17 protein-coding genes are annotated in these 20770 nt (G+C 73.0%); 7 read left to right on the plus strand and 10 right to left on the minus strand.

The features are described from left to right. Positions 1-9 precede the first annotated feature (9 nt). Positions 10-837: a maleylpyruvate isomerase family mycothiol-dependent enzyme gene (locus AB0398_RS09465; RefSeq protein ID WP_366373301.1), complete on the minus strand. Its 828-nt coding sequence runs from the start codon at positions 835-837 to the stop codon at positions 10-12. 155 nt (positions 838-992) lie between these two features. On the opposite strand from AB0398_RS09465, the gene AB0398_RS09470 reads away from it, so the two are divergent. Continuing rightward, positions 993-1805 carry a carbon-nitrogen family hydrolase gene (locus AB0398_RS09470; protein WP_366373302.1) on the plus strand — a complete coding sequence of 271 codons (813 nt, stop codon included), beginning with the start codon at positions 993-995 and terminating at the stop codon, positions 1803-1805. A gap of 65 nt (positions 1806-1870) precedes the next feature. Here the strand turns inward: AB0398_RS09470 and AB0398_RS09475 are convergent, their stop codons facing one another. Continuing rightward, entirely contained in the window at positions 1871-3454 is a 1584-nt protein-coding gene (locus AB0398_RS09475; protein ID WP_366373303.1) for a PLP-dependent aminotransferase family protein, read from the minus strand. A gap of 63 nt (positions 3455-3517) precedes the next feature. Between AB0398_RS09475 and AB0398_RS09480 the strand changes: the two genes are divergently transcribed. After that, on the plus strand, positions 3518-4705 hold the full coding sequence (locus tag AB0398_RS09480; RefSeq protein WP_366373305.1) for an aminotransferase class I/II-fold pyridoxal phosphate-dependent enzyme: 1188 nt from the start codon (positions 3518-3520) through the stop codon (positions 4703-4705). A 7-nt stretch (positions 4706-4712) separates the two neighbouring features. On the opposite strand, the gene AB0398_RS09485 is transcribed toward AB0398_RS09480, so the two are convergent. Genes AB0398_RS09485 through AB0398_RS09495 form a run of 3 tightly spaced genes read right to left on the minus strand, consistent with a single transcriptional unit; the run spans position 4713 to position 7409 of the window. Then, on the minus strand, positions 4713-5204 hold the full coding sequence (locus AB0398_RS09485; protein WP_366373307.1) for an LURP-one-related family protein: 492 nt from the start codon (positions 5202-5204) through the stop codon (positions 4713-4715). A 31-nt stretch (positions 5205-5235) separates the two neighbouring features. Further along, entirely contained in the window at positions 5236-5985 is a 750-nt protein-coding gene (locus AB0398_RS09490) for a hypothetical protein (RefSeq protein ID WP_366373308.1), read from the minus strand. A 2-nt stretch (positions 5986-5987) separates the two neighbouring features. Then, positions 5988-7409, minus strand: coding sequence for a hypothetical protein (locus tag AB0398_RS09495; RefSeq protein ID WP_366373309.1), 1422 nt, complete (start codon positions 7407-7409; stop codon positions 5988-5990). Positions 7410-7555: 146 nt separating this feature from the next. Between AB0398_RS09495 and AB0398_RS09500 the strand changes: the two genes are divergently transcribed. Beyond that, positions 7556-9355 carry an NHL domain-containing thioredoxin family protein gene (locus AB0398_RS09500; protein ID WP_366373311.1) on the plus strand — a complete coding sequence of 600 codons (1800 nt, stop codon included), beginning with the start codon at positions 7556-7558 and terminating at the stop codon, positions 9353-9355. A gap of 4 nt (positions 9356-9359) precedes the next feature. On the opposite strand, the gene AB0398_RS09505 is transcribed toward AB0398_RS09500, so the two are convergent. From AB0398_RS09505 to AB0398_RS09515, 3 genes are all read right to left on the minus strand, one after another. After that, positions 9360-9704: a hypothetical protein gene (locus AB0398_RS09505; RefSeq protein WP_366373312.1), complete on the minus strand. Its 345-nt coding sequence runs from the start codon at positions 9702-9704 to the stop codon at positions 9360-9362. A 67-nt stretch (positions 9705-9771) separates the two neighbouring features. Continuing rightward, complete coding sequence (locus tag AB0398_RS09510) at positions 9772-11079, minus strand: M18 family aminopeptidase (protein ID WP_366373313.1); 1308 nt, start codon at positions 11077-11079, stop codon at positions 9772-9774. A 134-nt stretch (positions 11080-11213) separates the two neighbouring features. Further along, the gene (locus tag AB0398_RS09515; RefSeq protein ID WP_366373315.1) at positions 11214-13043 is read right to left on the minus strand and encodes an acyl-CoA dehydrogenase; all 1830 of its coding nucleotides are present in this window, start codon (positions 13041-13043) and stop codon (positions 11214-11216) included. A 257-nt stretch (positions 13044-13300) separates the two neighbouring features. Between AB0398_RS09515 and AB0398_RS09520 the strand changes: the two genes are divergently transcribed. From AB0398_RS09520 to AB0398_RS09530, 3 genes are all read left to right on the plus strand, one after another. Then, on the plus strand, positions 13301-13801 hold the full coding sequence (locus AB0398_RS09520; protein WP_366373317.1) for an SseB family protein: 501 nt from the start codon (positions 13301-13303) through the stop codon (positions 13799-13801). A 124-nt stretch (positions 13802-13925) separates the two neighbouring features. After that, a complete protein-coding gene (locus AB0398_RS09525) occupies positions 13926-14888 on the plus strand; it encodes a pirin family protein (protein ID WP_366373318.1) in 963 nt (320 codons plus the stop codon). 182 nt (positions 14889-15070) lie between these two features. Then, positions 15071-16153 (plus strand): AI-2E family transporter, encoded by a 1083-nt coding sequence (locus AB0398_RS09530; RefSeq protein ID WP_366373320.1) that lies wholly within the window; start codon positions 15071-15073, stop codon positions 16151-16153. Between the two features lie 3 nt (positions 16154-16156). Here AB0398_RS09530 and AB0398_RS09535 read toward each other — a convergent pair whose 3' ends face one another. Further along, positions 16157-18277, minus strand: a complete 2121-nt coding sequence (locus AB0398_RS09535; protein WP_366373322.1) for a SpoIIE family protein phosphatase — start codon at positions 18275-18277, stop codon at positions 16157-16159. A 137-nt stretch (positions 18278-18414) separates the two neighbouring features. Here AB0398_RS09535 and aspS point away from each other — a divergent pair, with 137 nt between their 5' ends. Then, positions 18415-20232 carry an aspartate--tRNA ligase gene (aspS, locus tag AB0398_RS09540; protein WP_366373324.1) on the plus strand — a complete coding sequence of 606 codons (1818 nt, stop codon included), beginning with the start codon at positions 18415-18417 and terminating at the stop codon, positions 20230-20232. An 84-nt stretch (positions 20233-20316) separates the two neighbouring features. Here the strand turns inward: aspS and AB0398_RS09545 are convergent, their stop codons facing one another. Continuing rightward, entirely contained in the window at positions 20317-20760 is a 444-nt protein-coding gene (locus AB0398_RS09545; protein WP_366373325.1) for a hypothetical protein, read from the minus strand. Positions 20761-20770 lie beyond the last annotated feature (10 nt).

Genomic DNA, 20770 nt, shown 5'->3' on the forward strand with positions numbered 1-20770 from the left:
GGGGGGGAGCTATCGGGGCGTCACCGCGAAGTTGTCGAGGATCGCCCGCGCCAGCCGCTCGTCGCCCTCCACCTTGACCCGGTCCGCCACGTCGGCCGCCCGGACCCGGCCGCAGGCGAGCCGCACGTACGTCTCCCAGTCCGTCGTGAGCGACACCGCCGGGCCGAGCGAGGGCGCGCCGTCGATCGAACCGCGCCCCTCCGCGTCCACCCGCACCGTCCGCAGGAACTCCACCGGACCGGTCACGTCCAGCACCACCGCCGAGGAGGCCGGCGCGCCCGCGTCCTTGGCGACCACCTTCGGCAGCGCCTCCAGGAGCACGTCCCGGGCCACGAGCGCCCCGGGCGAGTCCAGGTTTCCCGGCACCCCGAGCGCCGCCCGCAGGTCCTGCTCGTGCACCCACACGTCGAAGGCCCGCTCCCGGTAGGCCGCTTCGAGCGTCTGCTCGGCGCCCAGCGGGGCGCGGATCAGACGGTCGGGGGAGCGGTTCTCGTTGCGGAGCTGCCGGGCCCGGCGGATCAGGATGTACTCCAGCTCCGACGTCATCTCCGGCGCCGTGTGGTGGCGCCGCACGTCGACCTGGACCTCCATGTAGCGCGCGAAGTCGCTGCGCACGTGGTAGAGGTCGCGCGGCAGCGAGTGGATCGGCCGGGGGTCGCCGAGCATCTCCGTCTCCATGCCGATGACGTGCGACACGATGTCCCGCACCGACCAGCCGGGGCACGGGGTCGGCCGGTTCCACTCGCCCTCCACGAGCGGCTGCACCAGCTCGGCTATCGCCTCGACGGCGTGCGTCCAGGCGTCGGCGTGGTTCTGGAGGCTGGGATGGACGGTCACGGGACCCCTCGGCGGTTCTTCGGTGCGCGGGCTGAAAACACGACTGGGTGGGAGGCTCGGACGCTAAGTTACGCTGCCCGAAGGCACCCCGGCAGTGCTTTCGTGTGACGATCGTAGGCCGGTGTTGACGGCTCGAATGCCAGGACGGTGGTACTGTGCGCGCCTCGCTGATCCAGATCGCGGTAGACCCGGACGAACCGGTCGACGCCCGCCGCGCCCGCGCGGCGCGCCTCGTACGGGAGGAATCCGGCCACGCCGACCTCGTCGTCCTCCCCGAGCTGTGGACCGTCGGCGCCTTCGCGTCCGACCTCTTCGCCGCCGAGTCCGAGCCGCTGAACGGCCCCACGCACCGGGCGATGGCCGAGGCCGCCCGGGACGCCGGGGTCTGGCTGCACGCCGGCTCCTTCGTCGAGACGGAGGCCGGCGCCCTCTACAACACCTCGCTCGTCCTCTCCCCCGACGGCGAACTCGCCGCCTCCTACCGGAAGATCCACCGCTTCGGCTTCGACCAGGGCGAGGCGGTGCTCATGGCCGCCGGGGAGGACCTGGTCACCGTCGACCTGCCGCACCTCACCGTCGGCGTCGGCACCTGCTACGACCTGCGCTTCCCCGAGCTGTTCCGCGGCCTGGTCGACGCGGGCGCCCAGGCCTTCGTCGTCCCGGCCGGCTGGCCCGCCCGCCGCCGCGGCCACTGGACCCTCCTCGCCCGGGCCCGCGCGGTCGAGAACCAGGCGTACGTCCTGGCCTGCGGCACCGCCGGCACCCACGCGGGCGTCGAGCAGGCCGGACACTCGATCGTCGTCGACCCCTGGGGCGAGGTCCTGGCGGAGGCCGGACCCGGCGAGGAGGTCCTGCGCGTCGAGCTCGACCCCGGCCGGGTTGCCACGACCCGCGAGGACTTCCCGGCCCTCAAGGACCGGGTCCTGGGCGTGCGGACGCCGAAGCGGGCGACGCCGACGCGACCCTAGGGCCCGGCCCGGCGGGGCCCGCGGGGCTACGGCCAGGTCCCGGCAAGGCCCGCCCCTCCCGCCCGTCACACCGTGATCGCGTGCAGGGCCGCCCGCCCCGGTTCCGGACCCGGGGCGTACTCCGCCCAGGCCGCCGCCAGTCTCCGCACCGCCTCCGTCAGCACCTCCGGGGACGCAAGGAAGTGCAGCCGCAGGTGGCGGACGCTGCCGCCGAGCGCGTCGGCGGTGGCGCCGGGGAGGACGGCGACCCCGTGCCGGAGGGCGAGCTGCGCGAAGGAGACGCCGTCGCCGTGGGGGAGCCGCACCCACAGGGTCTGGCCGCCCGTCGCCGGGACGGAGGACCAGGACGGCAGCAGCCGCGCCAGCTCGGCCCGCAGATGGGCGTGGCCCGCCCGGACCGCCCGCGTCCGCGCCGCCAGGACCGGCCCGAAACCGTCCAGGATCCGGGCCGCCGCCAGCTGGGCCGGGACGTCGCTGCCCAGGTCGTGCAGGGCCTTCAGCCGGGCGAGCCGGGCGATCAGCGGGGCCGGGCCGCGCACCCAGCCGATGCGGATCCCGCCCCACACCACCTTGCTGAGCGACCCGACCGCGACCACCTCCCCGTACGCCGAGAGCGGCGTCCACGGCGCCCCGGCGTCGAAGGCCAGGTCGGCGAGCGCCTCGTCGTCGACGAGCGGCACCCCGAGCGCGTTCGCCGCCTCGACGAGCCGGCGCCCGGCGAGCGGCGGGAGCACGGTCCCGGTCGGGTTCTGGAAGCGGGGCACCAGATAGGCCAGGGCGGGACGGTGACGCTCCATCACCCGCACCGCCTCCGCCACGTCGACCCCGTCCGGGCCCACCGCCACCGGCAGCGGCACGGCCGCCGCCTCCCGGAAGAGGTCGAGCGCCCCCGGATACGTCGGCGCCTCCACCAGGACCCCGTCCCCGGGCGCGAGCAGCAGTCGCGCGAGCAGCGCCAGCCCCTGCTGGGCGCCGGTGGTCACCAGGACCTGCTCCGGCCCGGTCGGCACGCCCCGCGCCGCGTACCGCGCGGCGACCGCCTCGCGCAGCACCCCGAGCCCGGCCGGGTGGTAGCCGATGTCCCCGACGGGCAGTTCGAGGGAGCGGTACGCCTCCGTCAGCTCGTCCGGCGCCCGGTCGGGGGCCGCGCAGCTCAGCAGGATCACGCCGTCGGGCGCCTCCAGGAGGTGCAGGAAGAGCGGGTTCGACGTCTCCCGCACCCGGGGCACCCCCGACCCCGTACCCGCTCCCGCCGCCCGGAGGCGCTTCGCCGTCAGCGCGGCCGGCGACACCCGCGTACCGCTGCCCTGCCTCCGTACGAGCCGTCCCTCCTGCCGCAGCGTGTCGTAGGCGGCGACCACCGTCGTACGGCCCACGGCCAGGGCCGTCGCGAACCGCCGGTCCGGCGGCAGGAGCGTGCCCGGCGGCAGCGCCCCCTCGTCGATCAGCCGCCGCAGCCGGGCGGCGAGCAGGAGGTACAGCGGCCCGCGCCCGGCGGACCAGCGCCCGAGCCGGGCGACCAGGACGTCGAGGGAGGGAGGAGGAAGGGGCTCGGAGGAGGGGAGGGGAAGGCGCTCGGCAGGCGGAGGAGAACCGCGAGGGGGGAGGGGAAGGCGCTGGGCGGGCGGGGGGACATCGATTGGCTCCATCGCCGGACCAATCTGCCCGGATTGGCCCTGGGAAGGCAAGCCGCCCCTTCCCAGACTGGGTTCATGACCCGGCCCGAGACCCTCACCGTCCACCCGCCCCACGTCGAGCTCACCGGCAGCAGGCCCCTCGGTGTCCCCCTCCACCAGAACCACGTCTTCGCGTTCGACTCCGCCGACGCCCTCGCCGAGGGCTTCACCTCCCCGGACGCCTTCCTCTACGCCCGCCTCGGCAACCCCACCGTCCGCACCCTGGAGGACGCCGTCGCCCGCCTCGAAGGCGGCGCCTCCGGCCTCTCCTTCGCCTCCGGCATGGGCGCCGTCAACGCCGTCCTCCTCTCCCTCCTCGGCTCCGGCGCCCACGTCGTCGCCCAGACCTGCCTGTACGGCGGCACGTACGCGGTCCTCGGTGACCTCGCCGCCCGCTGGGGCGTCGACGTCACGTACGTCTCCGGCACGGACCCGGAGGAGGTGCGGGCGGCCCTGCGCCCCGAGACCCGCCTGCTCTACCTGGAGACCATCGCCAACCCCACCACCCGCGTCTCCGACCTGCCCGCCCTCGCCGCCGTCGCCGCCGAGGCGGGGATCCCGGTCGCCGTCGACAACACCTTCGCCTCCCCGCTGCTCTGCCGCCCCCTCGACCACGGTGCCGACGTCGTGATCCACTCCGCCACCAAGTACCTCGCCGGGCACGCGGACGTCCTCGGCGGGATCGCCGTCTTCAAGGACCGCGAGCTGTACGGGCGGGTCCGCCGCCACGCCGTCGAACAGGGCGCCTCCACCGACCCGTTCGCCGCCTGGCTCACCCTGCGCGGGCTGCAGACCCTCTCCCTGCGCATCGAGCGCCAGTGCGCGAACGCCGCCGAGCTCGCGGCCCGCCTCGCCGCGCACCCGGCGGTCGCCGCCGTCCGCCACCCGTCCCTCGCGGACCACCCGGACCGGGAGATCGCCGCGCGCCTGCTGCCCTCCGGCGGCGGCGGAGTCGTCTCGGTCGACCTCGCGGGCGGCCGGGAGGCGGGCCGCACCTTCGTCGAGGCGGTCCGGCTCGTCTCGCTCAGCGTCTCCCTGGGCGACGTGAAGACGCTGGTGATGCACCCGGCCTCCACCTCCCACCACCAGCTCGACGAGGAGGCCCTCGCGGCGGCGGGCATCGGCGCCGGCACGGTCAGGATCTCGGTCGGCATCGAGCACGTCGAGGACCTGTGGGCGGACCTGGAGCAGGCACTGGACCAGGCATGGAAGAAGGCGGCCTGACGGGCCCTCAGTCCTCCCGCTCCCGCTCCGCCATCCGGATCACGCACACCGCCACCGCGACCATGAGGGCGGCGTCGGCGTCCTCCCGGACCACGTTCACCGCGTACGTGTCGCGGACGCGGAACCACTGCCGGGAGACGTGGACCAGGAGTTCGCCCTCGTACTCGACGGCGAACTCCCGGTCCAGGATCCGGCCGCTGACGTCCAACTCCGTGCCCTCGACCAGCGTCACCCGGTAGTGGTTGCGCAGCAGCGAGAGCCGCTTGCGGCGGACGGTCGCCAGCGGCCGGTCGTCCCGCTCGATCGTCATGGTGTCCCGCAGGCTGAACATCTTCTGCCGCAGGGTGATCAGGACCTGTCCGTCGGGGTCCTTCAGCTCCAGGGTGTCGCGCAGCCGCATGGCCTTGCCGTCGGCGAGGAAGGCGTGGCGGCCGTCCTCGTCCTCGATCCAGTAGTCGTCGCCGATCGCGAAGATCTTGTCCCGTACGAGATATTTCACCCGGTTACTCCTGCCCGGCCGGAGCCGCTTCTCACCCGAAGTAGCGGGTGAACGCGTCCGGACCCGCCCCGAGCATCTCCCCGAACGGCGAGTCGAGCTGATGGATCAGCAGTACCGTGAAGGCGATGAACCCGGACAGGCCCATCACCATCACCACGTGGGTCGTGCTCCGCTTGATCCCGAAGAGGAACATGAACGCGAGCGTCAGCACGCCGCCGATCAGCAGCCCCGTCCACAGCACGGGCGAGAGCCGCTCCTGCGCCGCCGCCTCCCGGCCGCGCCGCGCGTCGTCCACGTAACCGAGCTGGGCCAGCAGCTCCTGGGCCGCGATCTGCTCGGACACCCGGTCGGAGCGGGTCACCTCGCCCGCCCGCCGCAGCTGGTCGAGCAGCGTCCAGCCCGAGGCGTCGAGCGGTTCGCGGCCGACCATCGCGGGCCACTCGACGTCCACGACGTGGCTCGCGTACGTCCGGGCCGCGTCGCGCACCGGCTCCCGCTGGGCGAGCGGGAGCGCGTCCGCGAGCAGATACGTCTGGTGCAGGGCGCTCGCCTCGGCCTGCACGTGGTCGGAGGCGGCCGAACGCGTCTCCCAGACGGAGACCAGGCAGAGGCCGAGGACGACGGCGTAGAGGACCGACACCATCATGGCGATGTACTCGGCCACGTCCTCGCGCGGCTCCTCGTCCTCCCCGACCGGGAAGAGCCTGGTCTTGGCGAACACGGCGAGGGCGGCGACGAGCGCGACCCCGAGGACGACGACGAGGGTTTCGAGCAGGACCACGGTCACTTCCTCCTGCTGCCGAGCAGCGCGGCGGCGACGGCCGCCGGGATCAGGATCAACAGCAGCATCGTCGCCACCCCGAGCTCCCGCGCCTCCCGCCCCCGCCGCCGCACCCGCCCGAGGAACCCCTCGTCGTCGAGCCCGTCGGCCCGCCGGAGCCCGGGAGGGGGAACGGTTCCTCCCGGGGGCACGGAGGAGGGCGGTACGGCTCCGGGGGACACGCCGCCCGGGGGTACGGCTCCGGGGGGTACGGCTCCGGGTACGGCCCCCGCACCGGGAACGACGGGGCCCGCGAGCCTTCCGGCCGCGCCTGTGCCTGCGCCTGCACCTGCTCCCGAATCCGCTCCCGCGAGGGCCCCTGGAGCCCCCGGAGCGCCGGGAGCGCCGGGAGCGCCGGGAGCGCCGGGAGCGCCGGGAACCGCCCCGGCCGTCGCCGAAGCTCCGGCCGCCCCCGAAGCCCTCGGAGCCGGAGTTCCGCCCGCTCCCGGAGCCCCGCCCGTCCTCACCGCCGCCGCCTCCCGCACCACGAAGACGGCCGAGGCCCCCGCCGTGAGCACCGGCGCCGAGACCCGTTCGCCGCCCGCCCCGAACGTGGTCGCCCGGTCGCTCCCGGAGGCGCGGCCGGCGCTCCGGTAGGTCCCCGGGCGGAGCCGTACGGTCGATCGGCACAGGGCGGAGGTGTCCGGGGCGAGGACGGCCACGGTCCCGCCCTGTCCCCCGCAGTCAGGCGCGCCGGGCGCGAGGGCGAGCCCGGGGTCCTCGACCAGCACGGCGTAGAGGGGAAGGTTCCCCTGGTTGGCGACGGTGTACGTCACGGTGGCCACGGCCGCACCCGAACCCGCACCTGCGCTCGCACCCGTACCCGTACCCGTACCCGTACCCGCACTCGACCCCGACCCCGACCCAGGCCCCACACCTGGCCCCGACCCCGACCCCACACCCGCCCCAGGCCCCGCCTCCGCCCCCGGAGTCGCGACCACCACCTCCTCCGTGAGCTGGAGAACCCCGGCGACCCCGACGTACCCGGCGCGGGCGGTCGCGGTGAGCCGCGTGTGCGAGGAGGGGACGTCGCCCTCGGCCCGTACGGGATGCACGTGTCTCCCCGCCACGGCCCGGAACCGGGCCACGCACTCCACCTCCTCGGCCGCGAGGAGCGGCGCCGCCGGGCACCGCACGGACCCGGCGGGGGCGCCGGGGTCGAGGACCCGCACCCGGTGCAGGTCCGCCTCGCTCAGGTTCAGGAGCCGGTACCGCTTCACGACCCACGTCCCGACCCGTACCTCCGGGGGCCGGCGGTCGCTGTCGGGCCGGCCGTTCACGGTCACGGTCAGCCGCAGGTCGCCGTCCCCGACCCCGCCGGCCCACACGGACCCCTCCAGGAGGGCGGACGCGAGCAGCACCGCCACGAGTAAACCGGCACTCACCCGACAGCGGGAATAGTCCGATGATCTGCCCACGTGCTCCGCCATGCTCGCCATGCTGACCGGCCCCCGCCCCGGAACCCGCTCCCGGACACGCCCTCCGCCCCCGCCCGACCCCCACTTTCCACCCGTACGGCACCCTTGGAACCATGAACGATCCCGCGCCCACCTCCGCGCCCCGACGTGCCCGTGTCCGCGCCCCCGAGCTGATCGGCAAGGGCGGCTGGCTGAACACCGGCGGAGAACGACCGACCCTCGCCGACCTGCGGGGGAAGATCGTCCTCCTCGACTTCTGGACCTTCTGCTGCGTCAACTGCCTGCACGTCCTCGACGAGCTGCGCGACCTGGAGGAGAAGCACCGCGACACCCTGGTGATCGTCGGGGTGCACTCGCCGAAGTTCGTGCACGAGGCCGAGCACCAGGCCGTGGTGGACGCCGTCGAGCGGTACGAGGTGCACCACCCCGTACTGGACGACCCGGAGCTCGCGACCTGGAAGCAGTACGCCGTGCGCGCCTGGCCGACGCTCGTGGTGATCGACCCCGAGGGGTACGTCGTCGCCCAGCACGCGGGCGAGGGGCACGCCAACGCCATCCGGACCCTCGTGGAGGAGCTGGAGGCCGAGCACGAGGCCAAGGGGACGCTGCGGCGCGGCGACGGGCCGTACGTGGCGCCCGAGCCTGTCGCCACCGACCTGCGCTTCCCCGGCAAGGCGATCACCCTCCCCTCCGGGAACTTCCTGGTCTCCGACACCACCCGGCACCAGCTCGTCGAGCTGGCGGCGGACGGCGAGACCGTCGTGCGCCGCATCGGCGAGGGCGTCTTCCGCGAGCCGCAGGGCCTCGTGCGGCTGCCCGACGGCAAGGTCGTCGTCGCCGACACGGTGAACCACGCCCTGCGGACGTACGACCCGGAGAGCGGCGCGATCGAGCGGATCGCCGGCACCGGCAAGCAGTGGTGGCAGGGGTCCCCGACCTCGGGGCCCGCCCTGGAGGTCGACCTGTCCTCGCCGTGGGACGTGGCCTGGTGGCGGGGGAAGGTGTGGATCGCCATGGCCGGCGTCCACCAGCTGTGGACGTACGACCCGGAGACGAAGACCGTCGGGGTCGCGGCCGGGACCACCAACGAGGGGCTCGTCGACGGCCCCGCCGCCGAGGCCTGGTTCGCGCAGCCCTCCGGCCTCGCGGCCACCGAGGACCGGCTGTGGATCGCGGACTCCGAGACCAGTGCCCTGCGCTGGATCGACGCGGACGGCGTCGTGCGCACCGCCGTCGGCACCGGGCTCTTCGACTTCGGGCACCGCGACGGCGACGCCGGCCAGGCGCTCTTCCAGCACCCGCTGGGCGTGACCGCCCTGCCCGACGGCTCGGTCGCCGTCAGCGACACGTACAACCACGCCCTGCGCCGCTACGACCCCGCCACCGGCGAGGTCACCACGCTCGCCACCGATCTGCGCGAGCCGAGCGACGCGGTCCTGGTGGACGGGGACATCGTGGTCGTCGAGTCCGCCCGGCACCGGCTGACCCGGCTGCGGCTGCCCGAGGAGGCCGTCCGGGTCGAGGCGGTCGCCCACCGCACCCGGCGCGAGGCCACCGAGGTCGCCCCCGGCCGCCTCCGCCTCGACGTCGTCTTCCGCGCCCCGACCGGCCAGAAGCTGGACGAGCGCTACGGCCCCTCGACCCGGCTCCTGGTCTCCTCGACCCCGCCGGAGCTGCTGCTCGGCGGCGAGGGCACGGGCACGGACCTCTTCCGCGAGCTGGACCTGAACCCGGAGCTCACCGAGGGCGTCCTGCACGTCTCCGCGATGGCCGCCTCCTGCGACGACGACCCGGCCAACGAGTACCCGGCCTGCCACGTCCACCAGCAGGACTGGGGCGTCCCGGTGAAGGTCACGGACACGGGCGTCTCCCGGCTGCCGCTGATCCTGGCGGGCATGGACGAGCAGGCCTGACCGTCTAGCGCACGAGCCCCTGGTTCCTGGACGGGCGCCCCGAGGCCCCGTCCAGGCAGCCCGCCACCCAGGCGGCCGGGTCGTGGACGGCCCGGTCGCCGCCCTGCCCCTCCCGCTCCATCCGCACGCACCCCCCGGCGATCAGCGCCTTCGTCCGCGACCCGTCCACGTCGTACCCGCGGATCCGCGAGGCCAGGACGTACCCGCCCTCGTACGCGATGTCCGTGCCCCACGGCGGCCGGTCGTCGTACGCCCCGATCAGCAGCCCCGTCCCGGTCAGGGCGGCGAGCACGCCGACGACGGCGAACGGGACGAACTTCCGCGGCGGCGGACCCTCATGACGGTGCATGGGGACGAGCCTGCCGGGCGGGACCTTTCGCGGATGTTTCGCCGCCGGTCCCGCCCCCGCCCGGGACTCAGCCCTCCAGGAACGCCACCAGCGCGTTCGCGAGGAGGAACGGGTCCTCCGCGCCGCACAGTTCGCGGGCGCTGTGCATGGAGAGGATCGCGACGCCGATGTCCACGGTGCTGATGCCGTGGCGGGCGGCCGTGATCGGGCCGATCGTGGTGCCGCAGGGCATGTCGTTGTTGGAGACGAAGGACTGCCAGGGCACGCCCGCCTTCTCGCAGGCGGTGGCGAAGACGGCCCGGCCGCTGCCGTCGGTGGCGTAGCGCTGGTTGACGTTCACCTTGAGGATCGGGCCGCCGTTGACGCGCGGGTGGTGCGTCGGGTCGTGCCGTTCCGCGTAGTTGGGGTGGACCGCGTGGCCGGTGTCGGAGGAGAGGCAGACGGTGCCGGCGAAGGCGCGCGCCCGGTCCTCGTAGCCGCCGCCCCGGGCGTACACCGAGCGCTCCAGGACGTTGCCGAGCAGGGGCCCCTGGGCGCCGGTGTCGGCCTCGGAGCCGTTCTCCTCGTGGTCGAAGGCGGCGAGGACCGGGATGTACGGCAGGTCGTCGCGGCCCGCGAGGGAGGCGAGCGCGGCGGTGCCGGCGTGCACGGAGAGCAGGTTGTCCATGCGCGGCCCGGCGAGCAGCTCGCGGTCGCGGCCCAGGTAGGCGGGGGCCTCCACGGCGTGGACCATCAGGTCCCAGCCGGTGACGTCCTCGGCGTCGACGCCGGCCTCGTCGGCGACGAAGGAGATCAGGTCGCCCTCGTGGACGTCGCCGATGCCCCAGACCGGCTGCATGTGGCGCTGGCGGTCGAGCTTGAGGCCGTCGTTGGCCTGCCGGTCGAGGTGGATGGCGAGCTGCGGGACGCGCAGCAGCGGCCGGTCGACGTTCACCAGGCGGTGGCCGCCGTCGCGCAGGGTCAGGCGGCCCGCGAGGCCGAGGTCGCGGTCGAGCCAGGTGTTGAGGAGGGTGCCGCCGTAGACCTCGACGGCGACCTGCCGCCAGCCCTGCGCGCCCATGTCGGGGCGCGGCTTCACGCGCAGGTTGGGCGAGTCGGTGTGGGCGCCGACGATCCGGTACGGGGTGTGGGCGGCGGCGCCCTCCGGCACGTACCAGGCGATGATCGCGCCGCCGCGGACCACGTACTTCCCGCCGCTGGTCGCGTCCCAGGCCGCGGTCTCCTCGACCCGCCGGAATCCGGCCTTCTCAAGCCGCTCGGCCGCGTTCGCGACCGCGTGGTACGGCGAGGGGGAGGCCGAGAGGAAGGCCATGAGGTCGTCGGTGTGCCCGCGGTCGAAGGGGCCCGCGGCGGTACGGGAAGCTGCGCTGCTCATGGGGTTCACCTTACGCAGGGGGCTGACGGGGAGGCCGAGGTCCCCGGGAAGGCGGAACGGCCCGCCCCCCTCCCCGGGGACGAGCCGTTCCTGTGGTGGACGAGAGGTGTTCCCGGCCGCTGCGGACAGCGGTCCTAGAACGCGGCCTCGTCCAGGTCCATCAGCGAGCCCTCGACGGCCTCGGCGAGCGCGCGCTCGGCGGAGACGCCCGGCAGGACGTTGGCGGCGAAGAACTTCGCGGCCGCGATCTTGCCCTGGTAGAAGGGCACGTCCTTGCCGGAGGCGCCGGCGGCCAGCTTCTCGGCGGCGACGGCCGCGCTCTTGAGGAGCAGGTAGCCGACGACGACGTCGCCGGAGGCGAGCAGCAGGCGGGTGGTGTTCAGGCCGACCTTGTAGATGTTCTTGACGTCCTCGCCGGTGGCGGTGAGGTCGGTGATCATCGTGCCGACGATGGCCTCCAGGTCGACGGCCGCCTTGGCGAGCGCGTCGCGGGCGCCGGACAGCTCCTCGCCGCCGGTGCCGACCGCGAGGAACTTCTTGATCTCCTCGGACAGCGTGTTCAGGGCCGCGCCCTGGTCGCGCACGATCTTCCGGAAGAAGAAGTCCTGGCCCTGGATGGCCGTGGTGCCCTCGTAGAGGGTGTCGATCTTGGCGTCCCGGATGTACTGCTCGATCGGGTACTCCTGGAGGAAGCCGGAGCCGCCGAAGGTCTGGAGCGACTGCGCGAGCTGCTCGTAGCCCTTCTCGGAGCCGTAGCCCTTCACGATCGGGAGCAGCAGGTCGTTCAGGCCGTGCAGCGCCTTGGCGTCCTCGCCGGCCGCCTCCTTGACCGCGATCTCGTCCTGCACGGAGGCCGTGTAGAGGACGAGGGAGCGCATGCCCTCGGCGTACGCCTTCTGCGTCATCAGCGAGCGGCGGACGTCGGGGTGGTGCGTGATGGTGACCTTGGGCGCGGCCTTGTCCATGAAGTTGGCCAGGTCGGTGCCCTGGACGCGCTCCTTGGCATACTCCAGGGCGTTGAGGTAGCCCGTGGAGAGGGTGGAGATCGCCTTCGTGCCGACCATCATGCGGGCGAACTCGATGATGAGGAACATCTGGCGGATGCCGTCGTGCTTGTCGCCGATCAGCCAGCCCTTGGCGGGGTGCTGGTCGCCGAAGGTCATCTCGCACGTGTTGGAGGCCTTGAGGCCCATCTTGTGCTCGACGTTGGTGGCGTACACGCCGTTGCGGGCGCCCAGCTCGCCGGTCTCCCAGTCGAACTCGTACTTGGGGACGAGGAAGAGGGAGAGGCCCTTGGTGCCGGGCCCTGCGCCCTCGGGGCGGGCGAGGACGTAGTGGAGGATGTTCTCCTCCATGTCGTGCTCGCCGGAGGTGATGAAGCGCTTGACGCCCTCGATGTGCCAGGAGCCGTCCTCCTGCTGGACCGCCTTGGTGCGGCCGGCGCCGACGTCCGAGCCCGCGTCGGGCTCGGTGAGGACCATGGTGGAGCCCCAGCGCTTCTCGACGGCGATCCGCGCGACCTTCTTCTGCGCCTCGTTGCCCTCGTTGTGGAGGATGCCGGCGAACGCCGGGCCGGAGGAGTACATCCAGATGGCCGGGTTCGAGCCGAGCAGCAGCTCCGCGTAGGCCCAGATCAGGGAGCGCGGGGAGACGGTGCCGCCGATCTCCTCCGGGATGCCCAGGCGCCAGTACTCGGACTCCATGAAGGCGTCGTACGACTTCTTGAAGCTTGCCGGGACCGGGGCGGTGTTGGTCTCGGGGTCGAAGACCGGCGGGTTGCGGTCGGCGTCGGCGAAGGACTCCGCGAGCTCGTTCTCGGCGAGGCGGCGGATCTCGTCGAGGATGCTCTTGGCGGTCTCGACGTCCATCTCCTCGAACGGACCGGTGCCGTACACCTTGTCGCGGCCGAGGACCTCGAAGAGGTTGAACTCGATGTCGCGGAGATTCGACTTGTAGTGCCCCATGGCGACGGCTCCGTAAGGCTCGGGGAGGGAGGTTCCTCGTACACGTACCAGTGAGTAGCAAAACGCTCTCCACCATGATGCTACCCGTCAGTAATAAGGGCAACCCCTGGCGCGCATCTGTGACGCGCCTCGCCCTCCTCCCGTGCCGCACGGGCCTCGTGGGCCCCTTCCGCCCCACCCGTCCCACGCCTCGGACGTACCGGCGGGTAAGGGGCGCGGGCCCCCGACGGCCCCCCGCCGCTCGATAGGCTGCCCCCATGTACGGATACGGCCAGCACGCGGACGGTAGTGCCGCCCAGCAGCAGTACATCCCGCCCCAGCAGGGCGGGATGCAGGCCGGCATGCCGGGGGGCGCGCAGGGCGGGTACGGGCAGCAGGCCCCGCTCTACCCCGAGCCCTCGCCGCCCTCCCTCGCGGACGCCGTGCGCGCCTTCACCACCGGCACCCTGGCCGCCGAGGACTTCCAGCAGATCTTCGCGACCTCCAAGGTCTACTGCCCGCGCGGCGACAACCCCGGCTTCCTGGCCCTGCACAACACCCAGCAGCCGGTCATCCCCATGTTCACCTCGCTCAAGGAGCTGCGGCGGTACGCGGGCAAGGAGTCGAAGTACTTCGTGATCACCGGCGCCGAGGTGATCGACCTGCTCCCGACCGGCTACGGCTTCGTGCTCGACATGGAGGGCGACCACCGCATGGTCTTCGACGCGAAGGCCGTGGAGCAGATGGTCGACTTCGCGATGCGGCGGATGTACGGCTGACGCGTTCACGCGCCACGACGGGGCGCCCGGGGGGAATTCCTCCCGGGCGTTCCGCGTTCCGGGTGGCAGGAAGTTCATCGTTCAACTAAAGTGGATGTGCAAGGTCGCCCAAGGAGGTCCCGCCATGCCCGCCGTGACTGTCGAGAACCCGCTCACCCTGCCGCGCGTCGCCGCCCCCGCCGACGCCCCGGCCCGTCCCGTGCTCGCCGTGACCACCGCCCCCTCCGGCTTCGAGGGAGAGGGCTTCCCGGTCCGCCGGGCGTTCGCGGGGATCAACTACCAGTACCTCGACCCGTTCATCATGATGGACCAGATGGGCGAGGTGGAGTACGCGCCCGGAGAGCCCAAGGGCACGCCCTGGCACCCCCACCGCGGCTTCGAGACCGTCACCTACATCATCGACGGCACCTTCGACCACCAGGACTCCCAGGGCGGTGGCGGCACCATCACCAACGGCGACACCCAGTGGATGACCGCCGGCGCCGGCCTCCTCCACATCGAGGCCCCGCCGGAGTCCCTCGTCGTCAGCGGCGGCCTCTTCCACGGCCTCCAGCTGTGGGTGAACCTGCCGGCCTCCGACAAGATGATGGCCCCCCGCTACCAGGACATCCGCGGCGGCCAGGTCCAGCTGCTCACCTCCCCCGACGGCGGCGCGCTGCTCCGCGTCATCGCGGGCGAGCTCGACGGCCACGAGGGCCCCGGCATCACCCACACCCCGATCACGATGATCCACGCCACCCTGCGCCCCGGCGCCGAGATCAGCCTCCCCTGGCGGGAGGACTTCAACGGCCTCGCGTACGTGCTCGCCGGCCGCGGCACCGTCGGCGCCGAGCGGCGCCCGGTCCACACCGGCCAGACCGCCGTCTTCGGCAAGGGCGGGGCCCTGACCGTCCGCGCCGACGAGAAGCAGGACGGCAACACCCCGGACCTGGAGGTCGTCCTCCTCGGCGGACGCCCGATCCGCGAGCCCATGGCCCACTACGGCCCGTTCGTCATGAACACCCAGGCCGAACTGCGCCAGGCCTTCGAGGACTTCCAGGCGGGCCGCCTCGGCACGATCCCGGCGGTCCACGGGATGGGCGAGTAACGAGTAAGGAGCACGGGGTCACGGGCCGGGGCGCGCGCACCGGCCCGTACGCCTTCCCCGGCCTGTACGTGCTCCCCGGCCCGTACGTGCTCCCCGGCCCGTACGTCCTCCCCTGACGAGTCGTCACCCGTACGGACCGTCAGCGCGCGACGGCGCGCCGGGCGGCGTGGTCCGGTGGTCGGGTGCAGACGACCACCGGACGACCGCTCCTTCCCGAACCCGCCCGCCGGACCGCCGCCTGGTGCGCCGTCCTGCTGCTCGTCGCCGGGGTCGCCGCCGTCGGGATCTGGCTGTGCGTCGAGCTCAAGACGGCCGTCACGCCCGCCCTGCTCGCGATCCTCGGCACCGCCCTCCTCGGCCCGCTCCACCGCCGCCTGCTGCGGATGAAGGTCCAGAAGTCCCTCGCCGCCGCGCTCACCGTCGCCGCCGTCCTCGCGGTCGTCGGCGGCGCCACGTACATCGTCGTCGCCGCCCTCGTCGACACCGGCGACCAGATCGTCGCCTCGCTCCGGCAGGCCGCCGAGGACATCACGAAGCACTTCGGCGCGGTCGGGACCTCCCTCGAAGACCTCAGCGGGAACGCCGAGACCCTCCTCAAGCGGTTCGGCGGGACCGCCGCCTCCGGGGTGATCTCCGGGATCAGCGTCGTCGGCCACCTGATCGCCACCGCCGTCCTGGCCCTGATCCTGATCTTCTTCTTCCTGCGCGACTCGGACCGGGCCGCCGGCGCCCTGCGCTCCTTCGTGCCCGGCGACACCGGCGACGTCGTCGAGGCCATGGCCCGCCGCGCCTTCGAGGCCGTCGAGGGCTTCATGCGCGGCACGACCTTCATCGCCCTGGTCGACGCGACCCTCATCGGCATCGGGCTGCTCGTCCTGCGCGTGCCCGGGGCGGTCGGGCTCGCGGCGCTCGTCTTCGTCACCGCGTACATCCCCTACCTCGGCGCCTTCCTCTCCGGCGCGGTCGCGGTCCTCGTCGCCCTCGCGGACCGCGGCTTCGTCATCGCCCTGTGGGCGCTCGGCGTCGTCCTGGCCGTCCAGGTCATCGAGGGGCACCTGCTCCAGCCCATGGTGCAGAGCAGGACCGTCCACATGCACCCGGCGGCCGTCATGCTCGCGATCACGGCCGGCGCCTCCGTCGCGGGCATCCTCGGCATGCTCCTGGCCGTCCCCCTGACGGCCGCGGCGACGGGGGTGCTGGGGGAGCTGCGGGGGCGGTACGGGTCGGGGGACGGCCCCGGCGCGCCGGACGGGCCCGGGGCCTAGGCCCTAACCGCAACAGCCCTCCGTCGTCCCCGGCTCGTTCAGCTCGAACCAGATCGACTTGCCCTCGCCGCGCGGGTCGACGCCCCACGCGTGCGCCAGCATCTCCATCAGGACCAGGCCGCGCCCGCTCGACGCCATCTCGCCCGGCCGGCGCCGGTGCGGCAGCTCGTCGCTGGTGTCGGAGACCTCCACGCGCAGTCGGCGGGACGCCCCGTCGCAGGCGACCTCCGCGACCAGGAGCGCGTCGCCGTCCGTGTGGACGAGGACGTTGGTGACCATCTCGGAGACCATCAGGACCGCCGAGTCGAGCTGGTCCCCGTCCGCCCAGTCGTGCAGCAGCTGCCGCACCTGCTCCCGCGCCTCCGCGATCCGCTCCGGCTCCGCCTGGGCGATCGTCATCAGGGTGCGGCGCGGGGCCTCCCGTACGGACCCGGCGGGGCGGCGGGAGAGCAGCAGGACGGCGATGTCGTCCTCGCGCCGGTCCGCGAGCGGGCCCGTGGTGTGGTGCGAGCCGGGGCCGTGGACGGCCTCCACGAGGGTGTCGGCCAGCTCCTCCAGGTCCTCGCCGTCGTGGGACTCCAGGATCTTCCGGACCCGCTCCCAGCCGGTGTCCAGATCGTGCCCGCCGGTCTCCAGGAGGCCGTCGGTGCAGATCATCAGGGTCTCGCCGGGGTCGAGCGCGATCCGGGTGGTGGGGTAGTCGGTGTCGGGTTCGACGCCGAGGGGCAGGCCGCCGGCCGTGGGCCGCAGCAGCACCGTCCCGTCGGTCGTCCGCACCGCCGGGTCCGGGTGCCCCGCCCGCGCGATCTCCACCGTCCCCGTCTCCAGGTCGACCTCCAGGTAGAGACAGGTCGCGAACCGGGGGCCGCTCTCGCTCTCCCCGTCGTCGCCGTCCGTGATCCCGTACAGGAAGCGCGAGGCCCGGGAGAGGACCGCGTCCGGCCGGTGCCCCTCGGAGGCGTACGCGCGCAGGGCGATCCGCAGCTGCCCCATCAGGCCCGCCGCCCGCACGTCGTGCCCCTGCACGTCCCCGATGACCAGGGCGATCCGGCCCGCGCCGCCGCCGTCGGGGCGCGAGGCGCCGCCGGGCAGCCGGATCACGTCGTACCAGTCGCCGCCGACCTGGAGCCCGCCGCCGGTCGGCACGTACCGCGCGGCCACCCGCAGGCCGGGGATCCCCGGCCCCAGGACCGGCATCATCGTCCGCTGGAGGCCGAGCGACAGCTCGCGCTCCGACTCGGCCACGCCCGCGCGTGCGAGGGCCTGCGCCAGCATCCGCGCCACCGTGGCCAGGACCGACCGCTCGTCGGGCGTGAAGGCCACCAGGTGCTTGAAGGCCGCCATCCAGGCCCCCATCGTGCGCCCGGCGACGACCAGCGGCACGAAGGCCCAGGAGCGGCGTCCGAAGCGCTGGGCGAGCGGCCAGGTGACGGGGAAGCGGCGCAGGTACTCCTCGGGCGACGGCAGGTAGATCGCCCGGCCCGTGCGGACCACCTCGGCCGCCGGGTAGTCGGTGTCCAGCGACATCGACGCGAAGGGGCCCTCGTCGTCGTGGCTCTGCCCGTGGTGCCCGATGATCGTCAGCCGGTCGCCCGAGACCCCGAAGACCGCGAGCCCGTCCGGCGAGAAGCCCGGCATGGACAGGGAGGCGGCCACCCGCAGCACCTCGGCCGTCGACCGCGCCTCGGCGAGCGCCCGGCCCGCGTCGAGCAGGAAGGCCTCGCGGGAGCGGCGCCAGTCGCCGGTGACCGGGGTCCGGGAGGCGGCGCCCGGCGCCGGCCCGGCGACCTCCTGGAGCGTGCCGACGAGCTGGTGGTCGCCTCCCTCCCGCAACGGCTTGGACCGGGTCCGTACCGTACGGATCACCCGCCCGTGCTCGTCCATGATCCGCAGCCGGGACTCGGCGAGGGTGCCCTCGGCGACGGCGAGGTTCACCACCCCGTCGATCTCGTTCCAGTCGACCGGATGAAAACGGGCCCGTACGGCCGCCTCGCCGAGCCGTACGGGCTCGGCGGGCAGCCCGAGCAGCCGGGCGGCCTCGGCGTCGAGCGAGACGGTCCCGGAGGCGTTGTCCCAGCGCCACAGGCCGGTCGCGATCGCGGCCAGGACGTCCTCGGTGCGCATTGCCCCACTTTATGAATATCGGACCGCGAGCCGCCACCGACGGTGTCCGGGGAGCGATTCCGGCCCGGCCGGTAGGCTGGGAAACCTTGACACCGTCAAGCCCTTCACCATCGATCCCGAAGACTGGATGAACGACGATGCATCGGTACAGGTCCCACACCTGCGGCGAGCTCCGCGCCTCTGACGTCGGCACCGACGTCCGGCTGAGCGGCTGGCTGCACAATCGGCGCGACCTGGGCGGCATCCTCTTCATCGATCTGCGCGACCACTACGGCATCACGCAGCTCGTCGCCCGGCCCGGCACCGCCGCGTACGAGGCGCTCGACAAGCTGACCAAGGAGTCCGTCGTCCGCGTCGACGGCAAGGTCGTCTCGCGCGGCGCGGAGAACGTCAACGCCGAGCTGCCCACCGGCGAGGTCGAGGTCGAGGTCGCGGAGGTCGAGATCCTGGGCGCCGCCCAGCAGATCCCCTTCACCATCAACGCCGACGACGGCGTCAACGAGGAGCGGCGCCTGGAGTACCGCTTCCTCGACCTGCGCCGCGAGCGCATGCACCGCAACATCATGCTGCGCTCGGCCGTCATCGCCGCCATCCGCTCCAAGATGGTGGCCCTCGGCTTCAACGAGATGGCGACCCCGATCCTCACCGCGACCTCCCCCGAGGGCGCCCGCGACTTCGTCGTCCCGTCCCGTCTGAACCCGGGCAAGTTCTACGCGCTGCCGCAGGCCCCGCAGCAGTTCAAGCAGCTGCTGATGATCTCGGGCTTCGACCGCTACTTCCAGATCGCGCCCTGCTTCCGCGACGAGGACGCCCGCGCGGACCGCTCGCCGGGCGAGTTCTACCAGCTCGACGTCGAGATGAGCTTCGTCGAGCAGGAGGACGTCTTCCAGCCGATCGAGAAGCTCATGACGGAGCTCTTCGAGGAGTTCGGCGGCGGCCGCCACGTCACCTCGCCGTTCCCGCGGATCCCGTTCCGCGAGTCGATGCTGAAGTACGGCAACGACAAGCCGGACCTGCGCACCTCGCTCGAACTGGTCGACCTCACCGACGTGTTCGCCAACTCCGAGTTCAAGGCGTTCGCCGGCAAGCACGTCCGCGCGCTCGCCGTCCCGGACACGGGCGACCAGCCGCGCAAGTTCTTCGACGGTCTGGGCGACTTCGCGATCTCGCTCGGCGCGAAGGGCCTGGCCTGGATCCGCGTCGGCGAGGGCGGCGCCCTCACCGGCCCGATCGCCAAGTTCCTCACCGAGGAGAACGTCAAGGTCCTCACCGAACGCCTGGGCCTGGAGCCCGGCCACGCCGTCTTCTTCGGCGCCGGCGAGTTCGACGAGGTCTCCAAGATCATGGGCCCGGTCCGGGTCGAGACCGCCAAGCGCGCCGGCCAGTTCGAGGAGAACGTCTTCCGCTTCGCGTGGATCGTGGACTTCCCGATGTACGAGAAGGACGAGGAGACCGGAAAGATCGACTTCTCGCACAACCCGTTCTCGATGCCGCAGGGCGGTCTGGAGGCCCTGGAGACCCAGGACCCGCTGGACGTCCTGGGCTGGCAGTACGACATCGTCTGCAACGGCATCGAGCTCTCCTCCGGCGCGATCCGGAACCACGAGCCCGACATCATGTTCAAGGCCTTCGAGATCGCGGGCTACTCCCGCGAGACCGTCGAGACCGAGTTCGCCGGCATGCTCCGCGCCTTCCAGTTCGGCGCCCCGCCGCACGGCGGCATCGCCCCGGGCGTGGACCGCATCGTCATGCTCCTCGCGGACGAGCCCAACATCCGCGAGACCATCGCCTTCCCGCTCAACGGCAACGCCCAGGACCTCATGATGGGCGCCCCCACGGAACTGGAGGAGACCCGCCTGCGCGAGCTGAACATCCAGCTCCGCAAGCCGGTGGAGCCGAAGGTGGTGGAGGGGCGTCCGGTGACGGAGGCTGTGCATCCGGATGCGGCGCGGTAGCACTACCCGCTCGTACGAAGGGCCCGGAACCTCAAGCAGGTTCCGGGCCCTTCGCGCATTCCGGTCGTCACCGTCCGGTCTCCTCTACCGAAGGTGCTGGACGACGACCCAATACTCGTATTCCTCTTCTGTCACGGCACACACCACTCGCCCATCCACTGACATCGCGACAAAGTCCAATCCTTCCTCGGCCCTCGCGAGTCGTGGTGCCAGCTCCGCGCCGGGCGCCCACTTCACCACGACCCAGCCGAAGGCGGACGAGCCAGATCCGGAAATGCTGAGAAGGAAAGAATCCCCGTCGCCGAAAAGCCCGTTCTGGGTGGCCTGTGCGTACCACTGCCGGTCCAACTCCTGGAGGGCTTCCGGGTGGCTCAAAGAGACCTCTACAGCAGGCTGGACCTCCCAGTTGGCCACGCTCTGCATCGCCTCGAGAACAGAGGGAACATCGACCGGGGCCGGGGCGTCGGAGACTGTCAGGCCGGTGGCGGCCATACGGTTCAACCAGGTGTTCCTTATTGACTCAGCCATGTGTGCGAGA

It is taken from the genome of Streptomyces sp. NPDC086147 (assembly GCF_040702165.1).
Lineage (GTDB): Bacteria > Actinomycetota > Actinomycetes > Streptomycetales > Streptomycetaceae > Streptomyces.

Coding starts and splice junctions, on each gene's coding strand:
- AB0398_RS09520 (WP_366373317.1), top strand. CDS start 13,301: ATGTACGGATACGGCCAGCACGCGGACGGTAGTGCCGCCCAGCAGCAG.
- AB0398_RS09525 (WP_366373318.1), top strand. CDS start 13,926: ATGCCCGCCGTGACTGTCGAGAACCCGCTCACCCTGCCGCGCGTCGCC.
- AB0398_RS09480 (WP_366373305.1), top strand. CDS start 3,518: ATGACCCGGCCCGAGACCCTCACCGTCCACCCGCCCCACGTCGAGCTC.
- AB0398_RS09475 (WP_366373303.1), bottom strand. CDS start 3,454: ATGGAGCCAATCGATGTCCCCCCGCCCGCCCAGCGCCTTCCCCTCCCC.
- AB0398_RS09505 (WP_366373312.1), bottom strand. CDS start 9,704: ATGCACCGTCATGAGGGTCCGCCGCCGCGGAAGTTCGTCCCGTTCGCC.
- aspS (WP_366373324.1), top strand. CDS start 18,415: ATGCATCGGTACAGGTCCCACACCTGCGGCGAGCTCCGCGCCTCTGAC.
- AB0398_RS09545 (WP_366373325.1), bottom strand. CDS start 20,760: ATGGCTGAGTCAATAAGGAACACCTGGTTGAACCGTATGGCCGCCACC.
- AB0398_RS09535 (WP_366373322.1), bottom strand. CDS start 18,277: ATGCGCACCGAGGACGTCCTGGCCGCGATCGCGACCGGCCTGTGGCGC.
- AB0398_RS09510 (WP_366373313.1), bottom strand. CDS start 11,079: ATGAGCAGCGCAGCTTCCCGTACCGCCGCGGGCCCCTTCGACCGCGGG.
- AB0398_RS09500 (WP_366373311.1), top strand. CDS start 7,556: ATGAACGATCCCGCGCCCACCTCCGCGCCCCGACGTGCCCGTGTCCGC.
- AB0398_RS09515 (WP_366373315.1), bottom strand. CDS start 13,043: ATGGGGCACTACAAGTCGAATCTCCGCGACATCGAGTTCAACCTCTTC.